Here is a 21,788-nt window from a genome sequence, read left to right as displayed (position 1 = left end):
GTGATCGGGCGGTCTTGAAGAAAAGGGAAGAGATGCCGATGCGCCGGGCAGACGGTTGGCGGCTACCCGGCTCCGAGGAGGACTTCGCTGCGACGCCAGGCCGTCGGTGTTCGGCCCGTGAACTCGCGCCAGTCCCGGACGAGATGGGCCTGGTCGGCGTAGCCAGAGACGCTGGCCACATCGCCCCACGGGAGCGGGTCCCGCGCCGCCGCCAGTTCGTGCGCGTGCTCGAAGCGCAAGACGCGGGCGAAGGCCTTCGGCGACAGGCCCATCTCGCCGCGAAACCGCTCGGTGAGGTACCGACGGCTCCAGCCGAGTTCCGTGGCGACCGCGCCAACCTGGACGCAACCCCGCGCTGCGACGAGGCGGCGCCACGCCTCGGCTACCTCGGGGCGCACCCGGCGGACATGATCGCCGCAGGCGCCTCGGTCGACAGCTCGGAGGAGCAATTCGTCCAGCGCGGTGAACCGTGCCGCCCATGTTGTCGCCGATCGGAGCCGGTCGACCAGCTCGACGGCAAGCGCCCCGAGAACCTCGTCAAGCGGGACCAGTCGGTGGGCGAGCTCGGCGGCGGGCATGCCGTAGATGGCCCGGGCCCCGAGCGGTGTCAGCGCTACCTGAACACCTTGCTGACGTCCGTCGTGATGAATCGCGACGGACCGGCACATCAGACCCCCGGCCACGCTGTCGAACCGGGTGACCGGTGACCCGTCGTCAACGCCCGCCGCCACCTCCAAAGGATCTGACAGGCTGATCACCGCAGTGAGCGCGCGGCTCGGCGGCCCGCAGTGCACCCCCGTCGGGAGCCCGCGGAGGTCGAAGCCGACATACGAGTCGACGTACTGCCGCAAGACGGGCGCCGGACGTGCCCCGATCCCGGTGGCCGCGTGGTCCTCCATTTTCGACAGTGTACGAGCCGCCCGACCCAGGAAGATCACCATCCAGCGACTGATCGCAGCCATGGCACGTACGCCGTCGCCGCCCGGCCCCATGAGCTCGCCGCGGCGCTGCTGCCGTCAGCGGCGGACGCCTCGCACTGCCGGTGGTGCTCAGCGCACCTTCGTGCAACTGCTCAACGTCCCTGTCCCCCAGGCGGCTGCGCCTGCGATACAGGTCGGCCTCGGCGCTACTCCCAGGGCGCCCTGCGACTGGTCCTCGCCGGATACACCGTGACGTACGCCCGCCTGCTCACCCTGCCACACGGAAGCGGGCCAACCGCCAACGAGGGGCGGCGAGGCCGTTGTGGCGGGCCCCGGGGTTGTCTGTCAGAGCAGGTCGGTCACCGCGGGGCAGGATGGCCACGGTCCCGTGGAAGGGGCGGATGTCGTCGGCGATCCAAGGGGTCGGGTTGCCATGGGTCATGTTGGTCCTGCGGCGGACACCCCCGCGTGGGTCCGGTGCAGAGTCGTCACCTCGACCTCGTCCAGCAGTGCGCGGGCGAAGTCCGCGGTGGTGATCCGGCTCCCGGCGGCAGCTGGGGCGAGCGCGTAACCGCCGGAGGGCTCGCCCTCGTGGTCAAAGTCCCCGGCCGGGCTCAGCACCACCCAGTCCAGCGAATCCGGCGCGGCCGCGCGCAGCGCCTCGGTCCCGGCGCCGTGGCCGACGTAGAACTCCCGCCATTCCTGCGGGTATCCGGGGGTGTCCATCAACAGGTCGCCGGTCGCGGTGGGCAGCACGGATGCCAGCCCGACGGACACCAGTCGCGTCACCCCGGCAGTCGGGAGCCCTTGAGCGAGGGCACGGGCGACTGCGGGGAAGAACTCGCCGGGGCTTGTCGCGGGGTCGTACACGGCGACGATCGCCGCATCGTGCCCGGCGGCGAGCCGGGCCACATCTGCTGGGTCCGTCACCTGCCCGTCGGCCCGCCCGACTGCTGTGACTTCGTGGCCCCGCCGCCGGGCCTCCGCCTCGGCCGCCCGGCCGACCCGGCCGCCAGCCCCAAAGATGATGATCTTGCTGCTGTTCCTTTCCATGAAAGAGAGCGTAGGCCGAGAGCTGGTTTCCGATCGGATACCGCCTGCGGTGTGGATCATGAAAGCCGCGGGCCGACCGGACGTCCCTGGATCCTGAGATGCTCGACACCGTCTGCCCGTCCCCGCTGGTGCCGTTCCGGGCAGGCTGGGCACGCCGATCCTGCGGTGCCTCCAGGACGACTCGCCGAGGCGTGAGGCCGGCTTGGCCTCGGTCTCGGTCTCCGACTCGTCTGGCGCGGTGATCCGTTCAACAGCCTGTCGCGGGAGCTCGGAAGGGGTCCCTCGTGGGCGTGGAACTGCCGTGCCGTGCCAGCCTCTTACGCATATCCCGGCTCGTCTCTACATTTGACCTATGGCCATACGCAACACGGATCCGTTGGCGGGAGTTGTGTCGGCGACGGCAGAGGGCGGGCGGCTGGTGTTCGTGCCAAGCCGTGTCCGGGAGTTCAGTGTCGCGATCGGCGGGAGCGTCTTGGTCCCGCTGTGGATCGCGTCCCCCCTCCTGCTGCCGGCTCTGGTGATCGCCGTACTCACAGAGTCCGGACTGGTCTGGGCCATGCTCTGGGTTGGTCTCGGGCTAACAGCCCTGGCCATCATCGGTCTCGCCCTGGGGTTGATACTCACGGTGTCAACCACCATGGTGCGGTGGGTCGAGTTTCGCCCCCAGGGGAATGCGAAACAACTCGTGATCGGGTCCTTACTGCGTTCGTCGACCGCTTCTGTGGCTGAACTGCAGCGCGTCGTCATTGTCGAGCGGCTCAGGCTGGGCCAACGAAAGTCACTCAAAGTGGTGTTGCACACGCGTGCAGGAATGAAAGAGTGTGAGGCGGGCTTTCAGGCCCCAATATCCCGGGTCGACCCAAAGGCATTGCTCGACTGGTTGACCAGCCAGCTCGGCTCGACTCACGTAGCGGTGGAGTACCAGACGGAGGTTGATCGGAACTTCGTTTGCCCGGACGAGTGGTGGACTCCATCGTCCCTGGCAGCCCTGTGGCAGGTGCCAGTCGGCTCGGTCGACGCGCTGGCTGTCAGCCACGGCGTCCGCAGCTATCAGTACACGCCCCGGGCCGCCGCGATGTATTCACCGGACAAGACGATCACGGTCTACGACCCGGCTCGGGCCCACGAAGTCGCGGAGAAACTCCTCAAGAAGCGCACCAGGCGGCTGAAGTCCGGCGGCTCGAAAGAGGTTCCGCGACCGTAGCCGACGTCGGCGACCACGACCGGTATCTTGCGGCCGGTTGGTGGTTTCAGTAACCGCAGGACGGATTCTTACGCGTACCTGTACTTCAGCGAGTCCGCCTCTGCCTGCTCAATGTCAGCGATCGTCAACTCCGGCATCCGCAACTGAGCCAGTGTCACCTCAGCTGAGGTCGGCTGCGCATCAGTCAGCAACCACTGCTCCGGCTTCCAGGCCCCGCTGCGCATAAGCGACTTGGGGCAGTGCGGGTAGACCTCCTCGATCCCCACCACCAGCGCACTGGCCGGCGGCTTGCCCACGGCGGTCAACTGCGACAGCAGCTCGGGACGGGTGGAGACGCAGGCCCGGCCGTTCACCCTGAGCGTCGTGGTGCGACCCGGGATGACGAAGAGTAGTCCCGCCCGTTCGGTCGCGATGACGTTCTGCAGGGTGTCCAGGCGTTTGTTCCCGGTCGCGTCCGGTATCGCAACCGTTCGCGCGTCCAGGACGGAGACGAACCCGGCGGGGCCGCCGCGCGGGGATACGTCACAGTTGCCCTCGGCGTCCGCGCTGGCGACCAGCACCAGCGATGAGCAGCCGATCAGCCGCCGGGTCTGGTCGGTGAGTTCGGGCATCTGCTTGCGCAAAGCCGCATCCTTGGGCAATCCGTAGGCCCGGCGCAGCGCCTCGTGGTCGCGCACGGCGTCGAGGCGGAGTGAATCGAATGCACTACTGGCAGGGGATGTTGTCATGGCCCGACCCTAGTGGGCTGACCTGCGATCGAGCGCAGCTGGTGGAGTACGGGGCATGGTGCGCGCTGTCAAGGCCGCCTGGCGCCACCGGCATGTAGCTGGTCCACGTGCGCACCTTGGTCTGCTGAACCACCGGCCAGCCGAACCCGCAGGCCGCCTGGGGTCCCTCACGGGTCGGCCTGCAAGCGGTAGCCTCGGCAGTATCCGGTCGCGGTGTCCGTTGACTCAACTACGAGCAGCGGCGCCACCTCCGGACGTTTGAAGATTTCGGACGAGAGAGCGCCCGGCTGAAGTCTTACAGCCGGGCGCTCTGTCGTGAATCGTTCACCACATCTCAGGTGTCTCGTACCGCGCACGTGACACCTGAGTGTGTCCTTGTTCTTCTGTCACGGTCGGCTGGTACCCCGGTCCTGACAGCAGCTGGATCACAGGTGTGTTGCTTGCCCGAGGGTCCGTTCAGCAGGGGAGGGTGGTCTTGCCGGCTGCTCCTGTGGCACCGGTGGTGCCGTCGGCTGTGAGAGTGGCCGCGGTGCCGTTACCGCCCGGCTGGCCGGGGCACACCGGGCTGGCCGCGCCGCCGGCGCCGCCCTTGCCACCGGTGTGGCCGCCACCGACGATGGACGCGCCGCCGTTGCCGCCCTTGCCGCCTGCGATACCGGCACCGGCATCGCCTACGCCGCCCACTCCGCCCTTGCCGCCTGTACCGCCGAGCTTGGCCGCTCCACCGAAGCCGCCCGCGCCGCCGTTGCCATTGGCGCCACCGGCCCCGCCGGTGCCCCCTGCGCCTCCGGTGCTCGCGCTGCCGTCGCCGTTGCCGCCAGCGCCTCCGGTACCGCCGTTGCCGTTGGCGCCGGCCGCGCCCCCGGTGCCGCCAAGACCGCCGACACCGCCGTTGCTGCCTACGCCGTTGGCGCCGTTGGCGCCGGGGAACCCTAGGATGCCGAAGCCGGTGGCTGTGCTGGTGCTGCTCGTCTCGGCCCGGGCCGTCGCGGAGGCGAGGGTGGGGGTGAAGGCCAGGCCGGCCACGGCGATCGCAGCGATCAAGACCGTACGGGGAACGAGGGTGGTGCGCGTGGAGCGCATGATGTACGCCTTCCCTTTGCTCAGTCAGAGAAATTCTCCGGCTGGCATTCATCAACCTAGCCGAGAAGACACCCGCTTCGTCATATTGAATGATCCAATGACTTAAATGGCCTGATTGCTCAAATTCTGGCCTGAAGTTCTTCTTGTGCAAGTATGGAACTTCCAAGCACAGTCGTAGGTCTTGTCGCACGGAGCGGCAGCCATATCACTGGTACACGGCCACCACGCGCCGCCGACAACGCCCCACCGGTCATGCCTGACCTGTAGCCGTACGTACGACACTCGTCCCCTGCTTCACCGCCTGGTGGACGGCGTCCGGCAGGAGCCTGGTCACACGCGGGGAGCCGGAGTCGGACATGGCACTCGCCTGTCTGCGAGGAATACGGAGTGCCTCGTTTCTCGGTACTGCGCGACCCGCAGCAGTCGGAAAGCTCGCTGGTCACACGGGCCGGAGTAGGGTGAAGATCCAGTCCACGGATCCATGCCCATGCGCGAACAACGAGGTCGTCATGCAGCCCAAGGAAACGCCCCCCGACGGACACGCCGACGTACGTATCGTCTCTGCCTCCCCCGAGGTCGCCCGTCGGGTCGCGGAGGTTCTCCGTCACTGCTTCGCCACCACTGAACAGCGCAGCTATCCAGCGGACGCCGAGGGAGGGACCCGCCTCGAGCTCACTGTGGACGCCACCAGCGCGGCAGAACCGGCGCGGTCCTGGTTGGAGACCAGCCGTTCCTCGGGCAAGGACGGTCGCCGGTAGTGAGAGGACCTCCGGGTGCGGCCCGTTCGTCCTCTTCGGGGAGTAGCGTGAACCTATTGGGAGCACTTCGCGCACCGGCGCCGATACCGGTGTCGTTCCTGGTGAGCAACGACACCGGACAACTGCTCACGCGCAGGGGTTCGGAGACGGGTTCCCACGATGTCGATCACCGACTGTCCCTCGCCGCGCGCCTTGCCCTCCCACCCGTGGTCCCCTCCCCGGGACAGGTCGAGCTGGTCGGCAACCGGTGGCCCCGCTCCCGTGACCTGAGCCACGAGCTGACCGCGCCGGCCGACGTACTGGATCCGTTGCGGGGGCGCATCATCTGTTGCGGGATGATCAGCCGGTAGCGGGGGTTGACGCTAACCGCGTCGATGCGGCCATATGCGCCTCCACCTCGGCCGTAACAAGGCGGCCCTGATCGCGAGCCGCCGCGTGACACGGACCATCGGCGGAGGCTGAAAGGCCCTATGACGCCGAGCCATGCAACTCCGGCACACGCGGCGAAGCCCTCCGCCATACCGCCTCGCCCGGTCAATGGGCGACTGCAAGGCCGAGGCAGCAACGACCTCGTCTCCGAAAACCTGCAACAGGCCGCGGAGAAGACCAAGAACGCCTTTAACCGGAACGGAAGTGTCCCCCGATGATGTACGACCAAGCACGCGCCCAGCAGTCCGCCGGCCAGACTCCGAGCACGGCCGGACGCCGCAGCCCGAGCCCGGAGCCGCTGCTCCGGCCGGACGAACAGGGCAAGATCATCCAGCGTCTCCGGCACGCCCTCAACACCTTCGCCGACACCCCGCTCGATGCACTGGCAGAGGCGGAGAGCGCCTACGACGAAGCCACCGCGCAGCTCGTGAACGCCTTCGCGGAACGACGGCGTCTCCTGCGCGCCGGCTGGCAGGGACAGAACCCCGACGCACAACCCGATGAACTTCGGCACGCGCTGAGGCAGTACCGGGAGATCACCCAGCGACTGGTCCACATCTAGGCGACCACTGCTCCGCATCACGGCCGGGCGCGGAGGAGTGTCGACAGCACCGAGGGCATTTCGCACACCGGTCAGCGTCGGGTGTGCGAAATGCCCGTCTGATTCGCCTGGGTGACGTGGTCGGCCCGAACGGGCCGGAACCCATCCCAGGGCGCCGGCGTCCAGCCCGATGCGACGCGTGATGGGGCCGAGGTGCCCGGTCACCACGTGGACGACGTCGGGCAGCTCGACGCCGAATCGGCGGGAACGCGGCCACCACGCACCGGCGAGACGGTCTTCCCCGGTTTGAGTCGTATCCAGCCGCAGAAGGACCGTCCAGGGTTTCGCGGCCCGGTGAAAGGCCTCCGGCGGAAACCCCGCAGCGCGAGGGGTGTCGGACTCCTTCATCGTGTGTCCGCCATCTGCGGGCAACGATACCGCCGCCGAACGCGCGCCCTCCCACGACAAGTCGTGCCCCCGCCGCACCAGCTGCGCCGACGGTTCCGGGCCTCGTTTCCCGCCGATGAAATACCTGCTCACGCCTACGTCCGGTGGCGCCATCCGGGAGTCGACCTGCATCCCGACCCTGTCGAGAGCACCGGAAACCACGACGGCGCGACGCTCGGCCAAGGCTGTCCACCTCGGCACGATCACCGCCCACGCGGCCCCCGGGAGCGTATGCACGCATCCGCGTGAACGCACCGGATAATCGGAAATATGGATTCCTCAATAATTATCCCGCATCCGAGGGATAAATTCCCGGAAACCATAAATCCCCGTCACTTTCCGTGAACTCACGAATATTCCTCCGTAATATGCTTCAGCAGATCAAGGCTCTCCGGGCGTTCGGTTACAGCCCGGCACGCCACGGCCCCCACAGGAAATGGCCTCTTGATGAAGCTGAAAATCCCTGAGATGGCTCGCCGGCGCACCCTGCCGAGCTTGCTGGCCTCGACCCTCGCCGCCGCGGTCGCCACCGCGATGGTCGTCCTGTCCCCCACCCAGGCAGTCGCCATCGCCACACCGGTGCCACTGGCCACGGCGGCGAGTTTCTCCGTGCTGGCGGGCGCGGGAGTCACCAACACAGGCCCCACGGTGATCAGTCACGACCTCGGGACGCACCCGAACCCGTCCATCACCGGTTTCCCGCCCGGCGAGGTGCTCGGCGCCGTGCACGCCGCCGACGCCGTGGCACTTCAGGCCAAGTCCGACCTGGTCACGGCGTACAACAACGCAGCGGGCCAGGCGAAGGACTTCGCACTCGCGGCCGGCATCGGCAACGGCACCACGCTGCTCCCGGGCGTCTACACCGCGTCCTCGGGTGTCGGTCTCACCGGCGATCTGATCCTGGACGCCGGAGGAAACCCGAACTCCGTGTGGGTGTTCCAGATTCCGGAGGCCCTGACGACAGCCTCCTCCAGCCGCGTGCTGCTGACGAACGGCGCTTCGCCGTGCAACGTGTACTGGCAAATCGGGAGTTCGGCCACCCTCGGCACAAACTCCACGTTCGTGGGCACCATCATGGCTCTGACGGACATCCATGTCACCACGGGGACCAACATCGAGGGCCGGGCGCTGGCTCGCAATGGCGCCGTGACGCTCGACACCAACCGGATCTTCCTCAACCCCTGCTCGACCGGAACAACCAGCGGCACGACGAGTGGCACCACCAGCGGAACAACGACCGGAACCACGCCAAGCACCACGCCAAGCACCACGCCAGGCACCACGATCGGATCGACGACCGGCAGCACCGCCGGTCTGATCGGGGGAGGCTTGGTCAACGGCGGCCTCCTCGGTGGGCCGCTCGTCAACGTGACGGGCGGCGCGGCTGCCGGGAACACCTCGGGCAACACCGCCGGCAACAACGTCACCACAGGAAACACATCGGGCAACACGGCCGGAAACACCGCAGGTCAGCACGGCGGCGACCAACCCGGTGACCACCATGGCAAGCCGAGCGATCACGCCGGACCGGACCACAGCGGCAGGCATGACCACAACGGCAAACCGGGCGAGGACCACCAGGGCGCGCCGGGCAAGTCGAACCACGGTTATGGCGACCGGCCCCATAGCAACCACGGTTATGGCGACCGGCCCAACAACAACCACGGTTATGGCTACGGCAACTACGGCTACGGCAATGCACCGAAGTCCGAGAGCCAAGAAGGCCACGAAAGCTAGTCGGCAGATGGTGAGTCCGTACACCGGATGACCGCGTGCGGCGGGATCCCTCGATCCCGCCGCGCGCCGCCAATGCCGGTCCACGGAAAACCTTTGAGGCCGGGCAGCGAACAGGAGAAAGCAAGGTGGGCGGTGTCGAGCGGAACTGATTCAGCAGTCGTAAGGGAACACCGACAGACCGACGGCGGCTCACTGCCGGGGGAACGGCGAAAGGACGCCGACCCGCCCCCCACGCGGTTCCGGGGTGCCAGGGCGCCGAGAGCGGCGCTGCGCGGTGCCGTCCTCCTGTGCGTGGTGACGACCCTGGTTCATCTCGGTGCCATCTTTCTCCACGTGGCGCCTGCCAACCCCGTCTCACAGCGATACAGCCGACACGTCGATGCGTGGGTGTACCCCTTTTTCGAACAGAACTGGCGGCTTTTCGCCCCCAATCCCGATTCCCTCAACCGCAGGGTGTGGGCAAGGACCGCACACAGCGGACCCGACGGCTCGACGCGGGTCAGCCCCTGGACCGACCTGACCGCTCTGGACCGTGCCGCCGTCGAACACGACCCGTTTCCCAGCCACACCGCCCAGAACCTCCTGCGCCGTGCCTGGACCTCCTATGTCGACACACACGGCGTGGACGACACGGCACGCTCACCGCGGGCCGTGATGATGCAGAAATACCTGAGCAACATCGCCGCGGACCGCGTCGCCGGCCACCGCGGAGGCACATTCGAGTTCATCCAACTTCGGGTCGTCACAGTACCCGTCGCCGCGACCGGCACGGCGGCCGGGCGCCGGCCGCCCACGCCGGTGGAGAATCGGCTCCTGCCGTGGTGGAAGGTGACCCCTCATGGAAAGTGAGAAAGTCCGCGAAATCCCGGCCACTACGGCCGTACCCGGCGGGTCCGTGGGCGGGGCGTGGACCGCCGCCACAGTCCACCATCTGCTCCTCGCACGGACCGAGGGCGTCTGGGACCTTCTCACCGGGCGACCGGTGTCCCTGTACGCCACGTCGGTTCTGCGGATCGGTTACGGGCTGCTCTACCTGGTCTTTCTCCTGCGGGAGTTTCCCCACCGGTACGAAATCTGGAGTCCCGGCTCCCCGTGGACACCCTCACTGGCGGCACAGCTCTTCGACCAGACAGGCTGGTGGAGCTTCCTGCTCCTGTCGGACCGCCGTGCCTACTTCGAGCTCTGCTATGTGCTGGCCCTTTTGGTGTCCGCGCTCTTCATGCTGGGCTGGCGGACCCGGGCCACGTCCATGCTGTTCGCCGCCGTGGTGGTCTCCTTTCATGCCAGGGCGATCTTCATGACGGACGGGGGCGACAATCTCCTGCTCCTGATGGCCCTCTACCTCACGCTCACCGCGTGCGGTCGGCGCTGGTCACTGGACGCACGCCGAGAGCGGATCAAGGCGGCGCGTACGGACGTTGCGCGGTCGCGGAGCCTTGTGGCGCAGGACCTGCGTGCGGCCCGCCGGACGTTGGTCACCGTGGTGCACAACTGCGGGGTCCTCGTGATCGCGGCGCAGGTCTGCTTCCTGTACGGATCGGCCGGTCTGTACAAGGTTCAGGGCTCACTCTGGGACGACGGCACTGCCCTGCACTATGTGCTGAACCTGGAGCTCTTCCAGCCGTGGCCCGCGCTCTCCCACGCCATGGACCAGTATCCACTTGCCATGGCGATCCTCGGTTACCTGACCGTTCTCACCCAGGTCGCCTTTCCGTTCGTGCTCTTCGGCAGGCTCAAGTACCCCGTCCTGGCCGTGCTGCTGGGCATGCACGTCGCCATCGCCGTGGTCCTCGGACTGCCGCTCTTCTCGGGCACGATGATCGTTGCGGACGCGGTGTTCCTTCCCGACCGCTTCTACACGTTCCTGCCTCACCTCCTTCGCCGCGGTACGGGTCGACGCAACGTGCCGGCACCGGGGCAGGGAACGGGGCTCGGATCCGTCCCCCAGCAGGGTGGCCACGCGGACATCCGGGAGGAGTACGGGCCGGTGTCCCGCCCGGCGAGCGGTCACGCCGGTCCGCCACCGTCCGGCCCGTCGGTGGCGCAGTGAAAGCCGCGCGGACTCGTGGATGTCCGAACGGACAGCCGTTCCTTGCCTACGGATCGGGGCACCACCGAGGACCCGCCGCTCAGGAGTTGAGCCGTCGAAATACCTCTCGCAACGGCACAGGAGCCTCGTGCATCGTCGGAGGCCACCCCCCTCACCCGACCGGTGGCCGGCCTGAGTGCGGCGTGTACCGGGGGGTGCCTGGTGCACCGGGGCGCGTGTTCTCAACTCGGTCCGACCGGTGGGTTTCTGGATGAGACAGGAGCTCTTGCCAAGAAGTCGGCCCATTACCGTTCGCCGGTTGCCGCAGAAGCGGCGTTTCCGGCGCATCACTTCGCTGTGCGCCAGAGTCGGTTGCCAAAATTCACCATGCACTATCCGATACCAGCATCAAACACACTGAGCGTTTTCAGCTTCGCCACTCCAAGGTGACGTCATGGTCCTCGCTTGAGTCCTGGAAGCTCCTCGGCTGGGCCCGTCGGCACGGTGGGTTTTCTGTGAAAAGTCGCGGGCGGTCACTTCGCTGAGGGGCTGGCTCCGTATGTCGGGGCGGAAGGCGATCGCGCGAGAGATAGAACGTATGCTCGAAGTATCATCCCTGCAAGGTTCTCCGGCCGGTACTTCCCGACCTCCGCAGTGGCTTAGTCGGACGGAGGCATCCCTGTGGAGAGGACAGAGGGCGATGAGTGTGGCTGAGAGTTGGTCGCGTGTGATGAGTCTGCTTCGGGAGCACGCGCCGGCCGATCACGCGGATCTGCCCGGGCCCGCTACGGAGCAGATGCTTGCCGCAGCCGAGGAACGGATGGGGATCTCCCTGCACGGGGACCTGCGGACGTGGCTGTTGCAGAACAGTCTGGATCTGCCGGAGGCAGATTTCGACGACGAAGTGCAATGTTGCGGTTTCGACGGGTTCCCCGACGAGGGAAGCTTCTTTCTGGGCATCCGGGCGATGGAGAGGCTCTACGCGAACCGCTCCACGTCCTGCGGATTCGACCCGCCCGACCAGCCGGACTACCCGTTCTGGCGTAACGAGTGGATCCCGTTCCTGTCGGACCAGGACGGCTGGATGGGAAAGTTCATCGACGCGAGGGACGGACGTATCGGCAGATGGTTCGTGGGTGAGCCCACGGTCACCGGCGCGTACGAATCGATGGCTCACTACTTCGACTCAGTGGCGGAGATGCTGACGAGGATCGGCGCGGGGGACTATCCGGTCTGTTCCGTTGCCGAAGGGCGACTTGTCTGGTCATGAGACGTTCCCAACTGGACGACGGCCATGGCCCATCCGTGCTCCCCCCTGGAACGGCAATGAGATTCACCAGCGTTGACGTTCCAGGGTGAGGATGGCTGCAGCGATGACGGTCATGCGGTTGGGGCTGCAGCGGGCCCGGCGGAAGATCTGCCAGGACCTCAGCCTTGAGATGCATCGTTCGACCGGTGCCCGTGCTGCCGACAGGGCCCGGTTGATCGTTCGTTGGGTCGTGGTGATGTCCCGGGTCGGGAGCCCTCTGATCGGTGTGGTCACCCAGGGGCCGGCGCCGATGTAGGCGCGGTCTGCGAGCACGGGGACGCCCTGGCCCTGCCGGTAGACGGGGAAATCCAGAGGAGCGGACGGCCGCGCGCTGTTACGGTCGGGCGCTATGAGCTGGCTCCCCGATAACTTCGTCCATCCCGTCCTGGTACCGCTGCCAGGCAGTGGTCATCACCTGCGGCCGATCCGGGAGGCGGACACCCCGCTCGACTATCCGGCTGTGATGGGTTCGCGCGAGCGGCTGTGGACCATCTACGGCTCAGCCTGGGGCTGGCCCGCGGCCACCATGACCTACGAGGCCGACCAGGCCGACCTGTTGCGGCACGAGAGAGAGATCGCCGCACACCAGTCTTTCAACTACGCGCTGTTCGACGCGACGGAGACAGCGCTACTCGGCTGCGTCTACATCGACCCACCGGAGAGGGTAGGAGCGGACGGCGAAATCTCCTGGTGGGTGGTGGACGAGCTGGTGGGCAGCAGGGTTGAGCAGGCTCTCGACGAGCTGGTGCCGCAGTGGATCGCCACCGACTGGCCGTTCGAGCAGCCGCGTTTCCTCGGCCGAGAGATCTCCTGGTCGGACTGGCTCGCCCTGCCGGAGCACTCCGGCGCGTAAGTAGTTTTTATCGCAATGCTCGGGGGCTGGTGTTCGAAAAGCAGGCTCGGTCGGGTGGTCGTCGGGTGCATGACGCATGCGAGGACGGCCTCCTGGGGTACGAGCCCGCGGCCAGCGCGGGCGGTCGTGATGCGGGTCCGCATCGGCAGGTCACCGGGCCGTGGGCACACTCGCCGTAGGTCCGTACCCATACCCGGCTCTACTCCCCCGGCTTTGAGGTTGCGGTCCCCTCCTTCGAAACTTCGGTACGGGGTGACTGTCTTGGTCTGCCACGTCGTTGCGGACGATGTCGCCGCGCTTCAGCGTGCAGCGCGGCTGTCACGCGTCTTCGAGGCGATGGAGGATTTGCGTGAACTCGCCGTTCTCGATCAGGCCGACGAGTACCTGCGTCATGTTGCTGATGCCGGGATCGCGGACGATGAGCCCGTCCGAACACCAGAAGTAGCGCCCTCCCTGGGCCTCTTCGGTCGTGGCCCACCGGTTCATCAGGATCTCGACCTGCGCGAGGGTAATGACGGTCGCGCTCCACCGGGAGCCGTCCTTGAGGTCCACGAAGACGTCGACATTGTCCACCGCCTCCAGATCCTCGTCCACACTCGGCAGGAACGCGGCCTCGAACTGTTCCGTATGGACGCGGTACCAGGGACCGTCCCAGTTGCCCAGCTCTGTGCTGTTACTCATCGGGCGAGTGTGCAGGGGCTGAACCACTCACCTCAACCGCGTTGTTCTGGGACGCCTCCGCGCGCGAACACTGATCTTGCGCCCGATGGGGAATCGTCACGCGCGCGACCCTTGCGCAGGCCATCTCGGCAAGCACCGCGGCCAGGTCTGCGCGGAGTGATCCGAGGTCGGGCGGCATGGCCAGGAACTGTCCTGACGTAAGGACGTCAGAGATCCTTTCCTGTTTCGTGGCGCGGCGCCGGTAGATCGCCGCCTTGCCTACGGCGGCGCGTGCGGCCACGCCGTCCATCGTGCGCCGCGCGTAACCCACCTCAGTCAGCAACTCCACCACGGCGAAGACGATGGCGTCATCGACACGGCTGTCCCGGAGACGGCCCCCCTGATTCAGGGCTTGCTTCAAGGAATGACCGATGCGAATCCCGAAAGCCAGCCACACTGCCCGACCGTGGCAGATCCACGCGTTCAGCCGCGACTTCCGGATCGAGGACGTGTGGTCCTTCCGTGCCCCCGGCGCCGGGCCCGACGACTTCCCGGTGATGCTCGACGCGCTGAAGGCGGCCTACGACACCAGCAAGGAACCTCCCGTGATCCGGTTCCTCCTCGCGGTGCGGTGGTCGACGGCCGGAGCGCCGAAACCAGACCCTCCGTACTCCGCCGCCCGACGCGTGCTCGCCCGGCACACCCGGGCCGTATCCCCGCCGCCACCGCCGCTTTCCCTCACGCGCGGAGAAATCGCGCCCGTGGCCGACCTGTGAGCCCACCTGGAGCGCCGGGACATCGCCGAGTGACCACCGGACCGTTGACGTGACGGAGGGGCTGTACAAGGAGTTCGCGCACCGCGGGCGCCGGCCAACGCGTCCGGGCACGGGGGCCTCGGCGACCGCGCTATACGAAGGCCGGCGCCCCGATCCCCTCGCTGCCCGCGCACCTCCCCGTCCCCGCCCCTGGCCACTGCCGCCAGGCAGTGCGCCTGCCCGGTATCAGTTCTCCATGGGCAATGGATCGGCGAGCTGGCACTGGTACAGACGAAAGTCCAGCCACTGGCCGTGCTGGTAGGCCATGCTGCGCAGCAGTCCGCATTCCTTGAACCCGTACCGGCGAGCGTAAGCGTCCGTACGCGGTGCCGCGGTGGTCTGAGCCACGGCTCCGATGAGCTGACGCAGGCCGGCTTTCCGGCTGGCTTCGATCAATGGCCGCATCAGCTCATCCCCCAGCCGGCGGCCGGTGTGACCAGGGGCCAGGTAGGCCGAGACCTCACCGGCGTACCTGTAGGACGGCCCGGGCTTCCACGGATACACGCATGCGTAGCCCACCACCTCAGCTTCCAGCGCTACGAAAAACGGCAGACCCCGCGTGCGCAGATCGTCAGCGAACTCCTCCCACTGCGCCATAGTGCGCTCCGTCTCGGGTACGCAGACGAGGGTGTTCTCGATGTAGTGGCGGTGGATGGCGGCCACAGCCGCCAGGTCCTCGTCATCGACGGGACGCACACGTACCTGGCTATCCCTCACAGAGACCATGATCTCCCTCACGGCGCTCCCGCAGCCCGACACCCACCGTGATTCACCCGTTTACTACAAGGGCTCCCAGCGCGTGTTTCCGTGGCCGTGAGCCAGGTGTCCTTCAGCGGCGGCCCAGTGCTCGGGTCAACCAGCCGACTTCGCGCCCCCGGGCCGGTGTTGATCGTGCCGCAGGCGTCGTTGACCTTGGGACTGTTACGGTCGGTGGTAAGCCACGTCTGTATGACGACCTGGCAAATAGGGCCCGTGGCCCCATCACCGATACCTGGTGGGACGCCCTCGCACCCAGCACGACGGGACCGGTTGGCGAGACGACTATGCGATGCGCCCCCTCGTGAGGCGAAGGCACGTCGTGGGAGCCTACTGCCTCCCCCCCCCCCCATGGTGGGAGGCGTAGTGCCCGGGACGGGCGTGCGGGAACAAAGACCTCACGTCCTTGTTCCCGCACGCCCGAGGCGCTCACGGCATGCTTGGTCACGTCACCGGTCGGACGGCCCACACGGGTCAGAGGACACACCTGAGGCGGAAGGCCCTCGGAGAGGTCCGTCCGCGCGCCGCCGTCCTCGGGGGCCGTCGTGCGCGGACCGCCCCGCGGCTGCTGTGGTACCGGGGGGTGAACTCCTGGAAGGGATATGCACGGCGGCCGTACATCAGGCGGCGCGGCCATCACCGCCCCGGTGACACCCGGCATCCTGGGGATGACCTCGACCGTCCACGAGTCGATGCCGACGAGACAGCGTCTGCCTCGTAGTCCTCAGAAGCCGAGCGAAGTCCGGTGAGTCGGCGAGTCGGCGAGTCGGTGAGTCGGCGATGTACAGCAACGTACGATCCGCGGCTGAGGGAAGACCGGGCGTCTGACCGACGGCGTACCCGGCACGGGCACGCCGTCGACAACCCGGCGCCGGTTCAGAGCACCGCGTGCGGATACCGCTCGGCGCGGTGCTGGAAGGCCAGGACCGCGGGATTCTGGACGGTGCCGCCGCGAATCTCGATCGCTCGCTGGATCGTGCGATCACCGTCCCAGCCGGCCGGGCCTTCCAGGACCGGCCGCAGGAACGGGATCAGCGCCTCACTGTTCTCCCAGGTGGCCGCGTCCCACAGATAGGAGGGGCTGTGGTCCACCGCGTAATAGTGGACCTGGTCCCCGACGGTGAACATCGGCTCGTTGAAGGTGGTGGGCCGGGCCCAGGCGAATCCCATGCCCTCGTCACAGGAGACGTCGATGACGAGGGTGCCGGGTGCGAGCTTCGGCAGGTCCTCCTCTATCAGGAACATAAGCGGCGCCGCGGTGTCCTGGAGCACGCAGTTGACGATGATGTCGTGCCCGGCGAGGAACTGCGACAGCGGCTCCGGGCCGTCCTTCGTGAGTACGACGCTGCGCCGCGGGTCGAGGGTGTCGTCTGCCTCGTCGTGGTCGAAGTGCACAATCCGTGCCGAGTGGATCGGGGAGCTGACGGCGGCGACTCCGCGGGCGGTCAGCACGTCCACGTCGTGAACGCCCAGCGCGCTGAGCGCGGTCACCGCGCCGCGGGCGGTGGCACCGAAGCCGATCACTACCGCACGCCGCCGACGCCCGTAGTCACCTGTCGCGCCCGTCAGCTGCATGGCATGGAGAACCGACGAGTAGCCGGCCAGCTCGTTGTTCTTGTGGAAGACGTGCAGGCTGAAGCCGCCCTCCCGGGTCCAGTGGTTCATCGCCTCGAACGCGATCACCGTGAGCCTGCGGTCGATGGCGGCCTGCGTGACCTTCTCGTCCTGCACGCAGTGCGGCCAGCCCCACAGGACCTGCCCGTCGCGCAGTTCCGCCAGATCCTCGTGCAACGGTTTGGCCAGCAGGATGACGTCACACTCCGCGATCAGCTCCTCGCGCGAGCGGAAACCCGCGACCCACGGGGCGAGCTGACGGTCCGACACACCGAAGTGCTCGCCGTAACCGGTCTGCAGGTAGATGCTGGATTGAAGATCGACGTCGATGCGTTCGAAGTGCGCTGGGTGGATCGGCAGACGGTGCTCGTTCTCTTTGCGGGTCTGCGACATGATTCCGAGCTTGAGCTGCGGCAAAGTACCCCTTTGATTGCTACCTGTCTAACACACATCGGACCGGAGCGGACACCACCGGCGTACTGGGCACTGCCTTCTACCTTGATCAGGTGACGGGGCGATGGCGGTTCCGTTGCAGGCGTTGCGCCAGTCCGGCGCCGCGCCGGGTGTTACGTCATACCTGCCGGTAAATAGTAGCCATGGACATAGTAGCCATGTACTCTATTTGGCATGAGCAAGAACCCCCCGGGCCCCACGCCCGGATTCCTGGTGTGGCGGCTCGCCAACAAGTGGCGCGTCGCAGTCGACCGCGCGGTGGCCCCGCTGGGTCTCACCCACGCGCAGTACTCCCTGGTCGCATCGCTGCACGGCATGCAGCGCGCCGGCGAACGGCCCAGTCAGCGCCGCCTCGCCGACCACACCGGCCTGGAGGCGCTGTATGTCTCGAAACTGGCACGCGCCCTGGAGTCGGCCGGCCTGATCGAGCGCACCCGCGATCCCCGCGACCCGCGCGCCGTACAGCTCGCCCTCACCGAGCAGGGCCGGGCCGTCACCCGGCGGGCCATCGACGTGGTCCAGGAACTGCACCAGCAGTTGCTTGAGCCGCTCGGCGGCCCCGACGCCTCGCGGACGCGCGCCTTCACCGACGAACTGGCGGCCCTGCTCGACGCGCCTCTCACTCCGCCCTTGCCGAACGACCAGAGGAGAACACCATGACGGCCAACGCGTCCACCACCGCACCCCTCGCCGGCTCTCGCGCCCTCGGGCTGGCTCACTACGCCGCCCGCGGCGTACTGGAACGCGTCCTGGCCCGGCACGGCGCCACGTTCCACCAGCAGGTCGCCCTGCGCGCCGCGATCACCACCGACGCCCCACGGACACCGGATGATCTCATCGCCCAGGTCCAGGACTCCCTCAAAGCGGAACCGGCCGACATTCGTGCCACCCTCGACGAGTTGCTGGCCGAACACCTGCTCATCATGGACGGCGCGCACTTTCGCCCCACGGACGCGGGGCGCGAGCTGTTCGCCGCCGTCGGCGCGGAGACCGCCTCCATCACCGCCCGGGTCTGGGGCGGGATACCTGCCGAGGACCTGGCCGCCACCGGTCGCGTCCTCGCCCTGGTCACCGAGCGCGCCAACGCGGAGCTTGCGGCGCTGACCGCCTGACCTCCCGGCCGGCCCCTTGCGCGGGCCGAGGCGGCGGCCTCCTGAGTGCCGACGGCGGAGCTCGAATGCGCAGCGCGCCTGCCGAGTCCTCCCCCCTTCCCCCTTCCCCGAGACGATCTCCCCCCGTACGGACCGGGCTTCATCGCGTTGTTGGGGCCGCGGCTGCCGCTAAGTAGCTGTCACCTCCCGCTTACCGCAGGTACTTTGACCTTCGGCTGCGGACCTACGAAAGGGACGGGGAGCTTGGGGACGAAGCGATCAGCGCCGGTCGACGGTTTCTCATCGGCGACCGCCGCACGCGCGCGACAGACAGTTGTGAACGTTCTTGGCATTCGCGTCGATCTACGCGCAAGCTCCAAGCCGGCCGACCCGAAGGGGCGGGAACCGAAGGCGCTGAGCGGTCACTGCTCGCGGGTGCCCCCACACACAGCGGCAGGTTCAGCGCGGGAGGCACAGCTCTCTCCGGCCTCCTCCAGCACCCGAGGGACGGACACAGGGGGCTGCGTCCGGCAGGCATGTGTCAGCGAGTTCGGCGGTTCCCGGCACAAGAGGTAGCAAGAATCCGCCGGGCAAGCCTCGGCGACGAGTCCGAAGAGGAGCCAGTACATGACCGAAGCAGCGAAGGGGATGCCGCGTCAATTGGTGCCCGGCTCCCTGCCCCGCGAGGTGAGCGAGGCCGTCACCGAACTCGGTCTTGGTCGGGTCATCGCCTACGCCAGGGGTGGCGGCCGCCCCAAACGCGGACGGCTGGCCCTCTACGCCTTCGACGACGGCGCGGTCTTCACCGACCACCGCGACCGTGTCGTCGCCGCACCCTACTGGGACGATGTGCACTCGCTGCGGTTCGACGTCCATGTTCTCATCAAGCCTCAGCTGGACATCGGCAGTGTCCTCCACCAGTTCGTCCGCTTCCTGACATTCGACATCGAGGGCAGTGTCACTCTCAGTCTGGAACTGTGGGACCCAGCCGACCGCACGCTGGCCTCCGACTACGCCGCATACGGCATGCGCGAGGATCTACGCCACGAGTTCGCACCCTTCGTCAGCGCCGTACGAGACAGAGTCGCCGCCGCCCAGCTGCCCCGCCTGTGCCGGCAGATCTCGGAGGGCGCCCAGGCCCGGTTCGGACCCTTCACGGTTTCCCGCAACGGGCTGCGCGGCGACGGCGAACTCATACCGTGGTCCGCCAAGCCGCTCGTCTTCTACGGCTACGAATGGAACGATACGCCGCCCACGGGCAACCGCGGCCTGGTGACTGTTCGCTGCGGCCCCGCGGACGGCGGTCCGCTCACCCACGGTCCGGAACTGATGCGAGCCTGGTCGGCCCAGGTGCCGAATCTGCGCACACTGGAGCGTCTGTGTGACGGGATGCAGGCCGACCCGCCTCTTATTCCGAGCGAGCGGTGATCCAGGGAAGGCTTTGGCCTCTCACCTTTCCAAGGTGAAGCGGACCCGGCCGGTGACGATGTCCTCGGCTTCCGCCGTCACCGCCGCAGGACCCTCACCGTCTGTGACAGGGGCCTGCTCCCCCGCGGTGCGATCGCTGTGCGATGTCTGGACGGCGCGGGTGAGGGGCCGGTAGCCGGTGCAGCGGCACAGGTTTCCCTTGAGGGCTTCGCCAAGATCAGCGGCTGGGAGGCGTCCAGGGCAGCGGCGGTCATGACGAAGCCCGGGGTGCAAACGCCGCGCTGGAAGGCCCGGGCGGCGGCGAAAGCCTGCTGCACGGGGTGCAAGACGCTGGTGCCGGACAGGCCCTCCCCGGTTGTCACCGCTCGTCCCTGGGCACGGATGGCGGGGTAGAGGCAGCTGTGCACGGGCAGGCCGTCCACATGCACAGTGCAGGCGCCGCAGTCACCGCTGTCGCACCCCTTCTTCACTCCGAAGCAGCCCCGCTCCCGCACATACGTGCGCAAGCACTGCCTACTCGTACGCCTCCGCCGGCCGCCGCACCGATGACTCCCCGCACCTGCGCCTGAGCCCACGCCCGGCCCACCCTCAGCGTCACGGCGCGTGCGGGTGAGGACCCGGCGAGGTGTACACGGACACCGCGTCGTACTGCGCGCTCTCAGTGCGGCGCACCGGTTCGCTGTCACGCGCTTTCCCGCATCGAAGACGCTGATGCGGTGGCAGTAACCGTTCCGTGACGTGGAGGGGACGGGTCCGCTGTGTGTGTCCCTCTAGATTCACTTATACACCGCTTCTTCCCCTGCTTTCCCTCGGCACCGGCCGGGACAGAAGGCGGCCGCTGCCCCGTGTGGCGCACGCGGTGTGCCAAGTGTTGTCTCTATCGGTACTTCCACGCACAGGAGTTGTCTTGCGTTACGCCCTTCGTGCCGGCCTCGCTGTCACCGCACTCGCCGGTTCCGCTCTCCTTCCGACGGCGGCGTTCGCGGCCACGTCCCACGGCACCCGCACCGCCTCCGCTGCCCCGTCCGCCGCCCAGTGCTCCGTGACGACGACCGACTCGATCGGCGCGGGCACGAACGTCCGGCTGACGATGAGTCCGCAGGGCCCCTCGGTCACCTTCCACGACGCGGGCGACGGCACGCAGATCACCCGGTTCGGCACCCTCAACCGGGCCCGTCCCGCGCTCCCGCAGTCAGCGGGAATCGAGGAGGAGATACTTAACCCCTACGGCTCGACGCCCCAGCTGCTCACCAAGACCCAGGGCGGCAGGGACGGCGATTACGGGCTGCTGAGCTTCCCCAGGCTCCCCAAGGGCTGTTCCCTCGACGAGGCCCTCGTCGTCAAGCAGTGCACCGTCTTGCAGCACGAGGACATCGGCGCGGGCACCGAGGCGCGGATGACGATGAGCCCCAAGGGCCCCTCGGTCACCTTCCACGACGCGGGCGACGGCACGCAGATCACCCGGTTCGGCACCCTGAACCGTGCCCGTCCCGCGCTGCCGCAGTCGGCCGGTATTTACGCCGAGATCCTCCAGCCGTCCGACTGGGCTCCCCAGCTCAAGACCAAGACGCAGGGCGGCGACACGGGGTACGCGTTCACCGACTTCGCCAAGATGCCGAAGGGCTGCCCGCTGTACTGACCCACCCCCACGGCCAGACAAGGGCCGTTCCGCTCCAGCCGCACTATTGCGACAACCAACTCCGACCCGCCCCGCAACCCTCGGGGCCACTCGGATACCGCCACACGGCCCGGCACCGCGGCAGCAGACGCGGCCGGCGGTGGGGGCGTGTGCCCGGTCCGGCAAATGCCCGGCCGGGCACACGCCTTGAACACAGCGGATAAATGAATTTGCGGGTGGAGTACCCGCCGAAGTGGCAGGT

The 21,788-nt window shown here is 67.7% G+C and carries 22 protein-coding genes and 2 pseudogenes; 13 read left to right on the top strand and 11 right to left on the bottom strand.

What is annotated here, in order from left to right:
• Positions 1–62: 62 nt before the first annotated feature.
• Together AC069K_RS04000 and AC069K_RS03995 are read right to left on the bottom strand one after the other, a co-directional pair.
• Entirely contained in the window at positions 63–899 is an 837-nt protein-coding gene (locus AC069K_RS04000) for a helix-turn-helix domain-containing protein (RefSeq protein WP_478611888.1), read from the bottom strand.
• Positions 900–1,358: 459 nt separating this feature from the next.
• On the bottom strand, positions 1,359–1,973 hold the full coding sequence (locus AC069K_RS03995; protein ID WP_478611886.1) for an NAD(P)-dependent oxidoreductase: 615 nt from the start codon (positions 1,971–1,973) through the stop codon (positions 1,359–1,361).
• 352 nt (positions 1,974–2,325) lie between these two features.
• On the opposite strand from AC069K_RS03995, the gene AC069K_RS03990 reads away from it, so the two are divergent.
• Positions 2,326–3,177: a hypothetical protein gene (locus AC069K_RS03990; RefSeq protein WP_478611884.1), complete on the top strand. Its 852-nt coding sequence runs from the start codon at positions 2,326–2,328 to the stop codon at positions 3,175–3,177.
• Positions 3,178–3,245: 68 nt separating this feature from the next.
• Here AC069K_RS03990 and AC069K_RS03985 read toward each other — a convergent pair whose 3' ends face one another.
• Both AC069K_RS03985 and AC069K_RS03980 read right to left on the bottom strand, forming a co-directional pair.
• Entirely contained in the window at positions 3,246–3,905 is a 660-nt protein-coding gene (locus tag AC069K_RS03985; RefSeq protein WP_478611882.1) for an MSMEG_1061 family FMN-dependent PPOX-type flavoprotein, read from the bottom strand.
• A gap of 456 nt (positions 3,906–4,361) precedes the next feature.
• Entirely contained in the window at positions 4,362–4,988 is a 627-nt protein-coding gene (locus tag AC069K_RS03980; RefSeq protein WP_365104965.1) for a hypothetical protein, read from the bottom strand.
• Between the two features lie 509 nt (positions 4,989–5,497).
• Here AC069K_RS03980 and AC069K_RS03975 point away from each other — a divergent pair.
• The gene (locus AC069K_RS03975) at positions 5,498–5,746 is read left to right on the top strand and encodes a hypothetical protein (RefSeq protein WP_478611880.1); all 249 of its coding nucleotides are present in this window, start codon (positions 5,498–5,500) and stop codon (positions 5,744–5,746) included.
• Between the two features lie 643 nt (positions 5,747–6,389).
• Positions 6,390–6,737 (top strand): hypothetical protein, encoded by a 348-nt coding sequence (locus AC069K_RS03970; RefSeq protein ID WP_478611878.1) that lies wholly within the window; start codon positions 6,390–6,392, stop codon positions 6,735–6,737.
• Between the two features lie 141 nt (positions 6,738–6,878).
• Here AC069K_RS03970 and AC069K_RS03965 read toward each other — a convergent pair.
• Positions 6,879–7,124: pseudogene (locus AC069K_RS03965) on the bottom strand (DUF5994 family protein); the annotation flags it as partial.
• A gap of 486 nt (positions 7,125–7,610) precedes the next feature.
• On the opposite strand from AC069K_RS03965, the gene AC069K_RS03960 reads away from it, so the two are divergent.
• From AC069K_RS03960 to AC069K_RS03945, 4 genes are all read left to right on the top strand, one after another.
• Entirely contained in the window at positions 7,611–8,900 is a 1,290-nt protein-coding gene (locus AC069K_RS03960; RefSeq protein WP_478611876.1) for an ice-binding family protein, read from the top strand.
• A gap of 291 nt (positions 8,901–9,191) precedes the next feature.
• Entirely contained in the window at positions 9,192–9,749 is a 558-nt protein-coding gene (locus AC069K_RS03955) for a DUF5819 family protein (RefSeq protein ID WP_478611874.1), read from the top strand.
• A complete protein-coding gene (locus tag AC069K_RS03950; RefSeq protein WP_478611872.1) occupies positions 9,739–10,950 on the top strand; it encodes an HTTM domain-containing protein in 1,212 nt (403 codons plus the stop codon). The genes AC069K_RS03955 and AC069K_RS03950 overlap by 11 nt, the downstream gene beginning before the upstream one ends.
• 679 nt (positions 10,951–11,629) lie before the next feature.
• Positions 11,630–12,199, top strand: coding sequence for an SMI1/KNR4 family protein (locus AC069K_RS03945; RefSeq protein WP_478611870.1), 570 nt, complete (start codon positions 11,630–11,632; stop codon positions 12,197–12,199).
• A gap of 63 nt (positions 12,200–12,262) precedes the next feature.
• Here AC069K_RS03945 and AC069K_RS03940 read toward each other — a convergent pair.
• Positions 12,263–12,523 (bottom strand): annotated as a pseudogene (locus tag AC069K_RS03940) (transposase family protein); the annotation flags it as partial.
• 64 nt (positions 12,524–12,587) lie between these two features.
• Here AC069K_RS03940 and AC069K_RS03935 point away from each other — a divergent pair.
• On the top strand, positions 12,588–13,091 hold the full coding sequence (locus AC069K_RS03935; RefSeq protein ID WP_478611868.1) for a GNAT family N-acetyltransferase: 504 nt from the start codon (positions 12,588–12,590) through the stop codon (positions 13,089–13,091).
• Between the two features lie 318 nt (positions 13,092–13,409).
• Here AC069K_RS03935 and AC069K_RS03930 read toward each other — a convergent pair whose 3' ends face one another.
• Both AC069K_RS03930 and AC069K_RS03925 read right to left on the bottom strand, forming a co-directional pair.
• A complete protein-coding gene (locus tag AC069K_RS03930; protein ID WP_478611866.1) occupies positions 13,410–13,772 on the bottom strand; it encodes a hypothetical protein in 363 nt (120 codons plus the stop codon).
• Positions 13,765–14,172, bottom strand: a complete 408-nt coding sequence (locus AC069K_RS03925) for a TetR family transcriptional regulator (RefSeq protein ID WP_478611864.1) — start codon at positions 14,170–14,172, stop codon at positions 13,765–13,767. Before AC069K_RS03925 ends, AC069K_RS03930 begins: the two co-directional genes overlap by 8 nt.
• Positions 14,173–14,182: 10 nt before the next feature.
• Here AC069K_RS03925 and AC069K_RS03920 point away from each other — a divergent pair, with 10 nt between their 5' ends.
• The gene (locus AC069K_RS03920; RefSeq protein ID WP_478611862.1) at positions 14,183–14,527 is read left to right on the top strand and encodes a hypothetical protein; all 345 of its coding nucleotides are present in this window, start codon (positions 14,183–14,185) and stop codon (positions 14,525–14,527) included.
• 225 nt (positions 14,528–14,752) lie between these two features.
• Here AC069K_RS03920 and AC069K_RS03915 read toward each other — a convergent pair whose 3' ends face one another.
• Positions 14,753–15,304 carry an N-acetyltransferase family protein gene (locus AC069K_RS03915; RefSeq protein WP_478611860.1) on the bottom strand — a complete coding sequence of 184 codons (552 nt, stop codon included), beginning with the start codon at positions 15,302–15,304 and terminating at the stop codon, positions 14,753–14,755.
• 894 nt (positions 15,305–16,198) lie between these two features.
• Positions 16,199–17,353, bottom strand: a complete 1,155-nt coding sequence (locus tag AC069K_RS03910; RefSeq protein ID WP_478611858.1) for a N(5)-(carboxyethyl)ornithine synthase — start codon at positions 17,351–17,353, stop codon at positions 16,199–16,201.
• A gap of 210 nt (positions 17,354–17,563) precedes the next feature.
• On the opposite strand from AC069K_RS03910, the gene AC069K_RS03905 reads away from it, so the two are divergent.
• From AC069K_RS03905 to AC069K_RS03895, 3 genes are all read left to right on the top strand, one after another.
• On the top strand, positions 17,564–18,049 hold the full coding sequence (locus AC069K_RS03905) for a MarR family winged helix-turn-helix transcriptional regulator (RefSeq protein ID WP_478611856.1): 486 nt from the start codon (positions 17,564–17,566) through the stop codon (positions 18,047–18,049).
• Positions 18,046–18,501, top strand: a complete 456-nt coding sequence (locus tag AC069K_RS03900) for a MarR family transcriptional regulator (RefSeq protein ID WP_478611854.1) — start codon at positions 18,046–18,048, stop codon at positions 18,499–18,501. Before AC069K_RS03905 ends, AC069K_RS03900 begins: the two co-directional genes overlap by 4 nt.
• 606 nt (positions 18,502–19,107) lie before the next feature.
• Complete coding sequence (locus AC069K_RS03895) at positions 19,108–19,908, top strand: hypothetical protein (protein WP_478611852.1); 801 nt, start codon at positions 19,108–19,110, stop codon at positions 19,906–19,908.
• A gap of 77 nt (positions 19,909–19,985) precedes the next feature.
• On the opposite strand, the gene AC069K_RS03890 is transcribed toward AC069K_RS03895, so the two are convergent.
• Positions 19,986–20,225: a 2Fe-2S iron-sulfur cluster-binding protein gene (locus AC069K_RS03890; RefSeq protein WP_478612023.1), complete on the bottom strand. Its 240-nt coding sequence runs from the start codon at positions 20,223–20,225 to the stop codon at positions 19,986–19,988.
• Positions 20,226–20,815: 590 nt separating this feature from the next.
• On the opposite strand from AC069K_RS03890, the gene AC069K_RS03885 reads away from it, so the two are divergent.
• Positions 20,816–21,547 (top strand): hypothetical protein, encoded by a 732-nt coding sequence (locus AC069K_RS03885; RefSeq protein WP_365105008.1) that lies wholly within the window; start codon positions 20,816–20,818, stop codon positions 21,545–21,547.
• Positions 21,548–21,788: the final 241 nt, after the last annotated feature.

The organism is Streptomyces sp. NPDC043908 (assembly GCF_056435525.1).
Note: the sequence above shows the minus strand (reverse complement) of the source record. Positions and strands in the feature narration are given on the sequence as shown.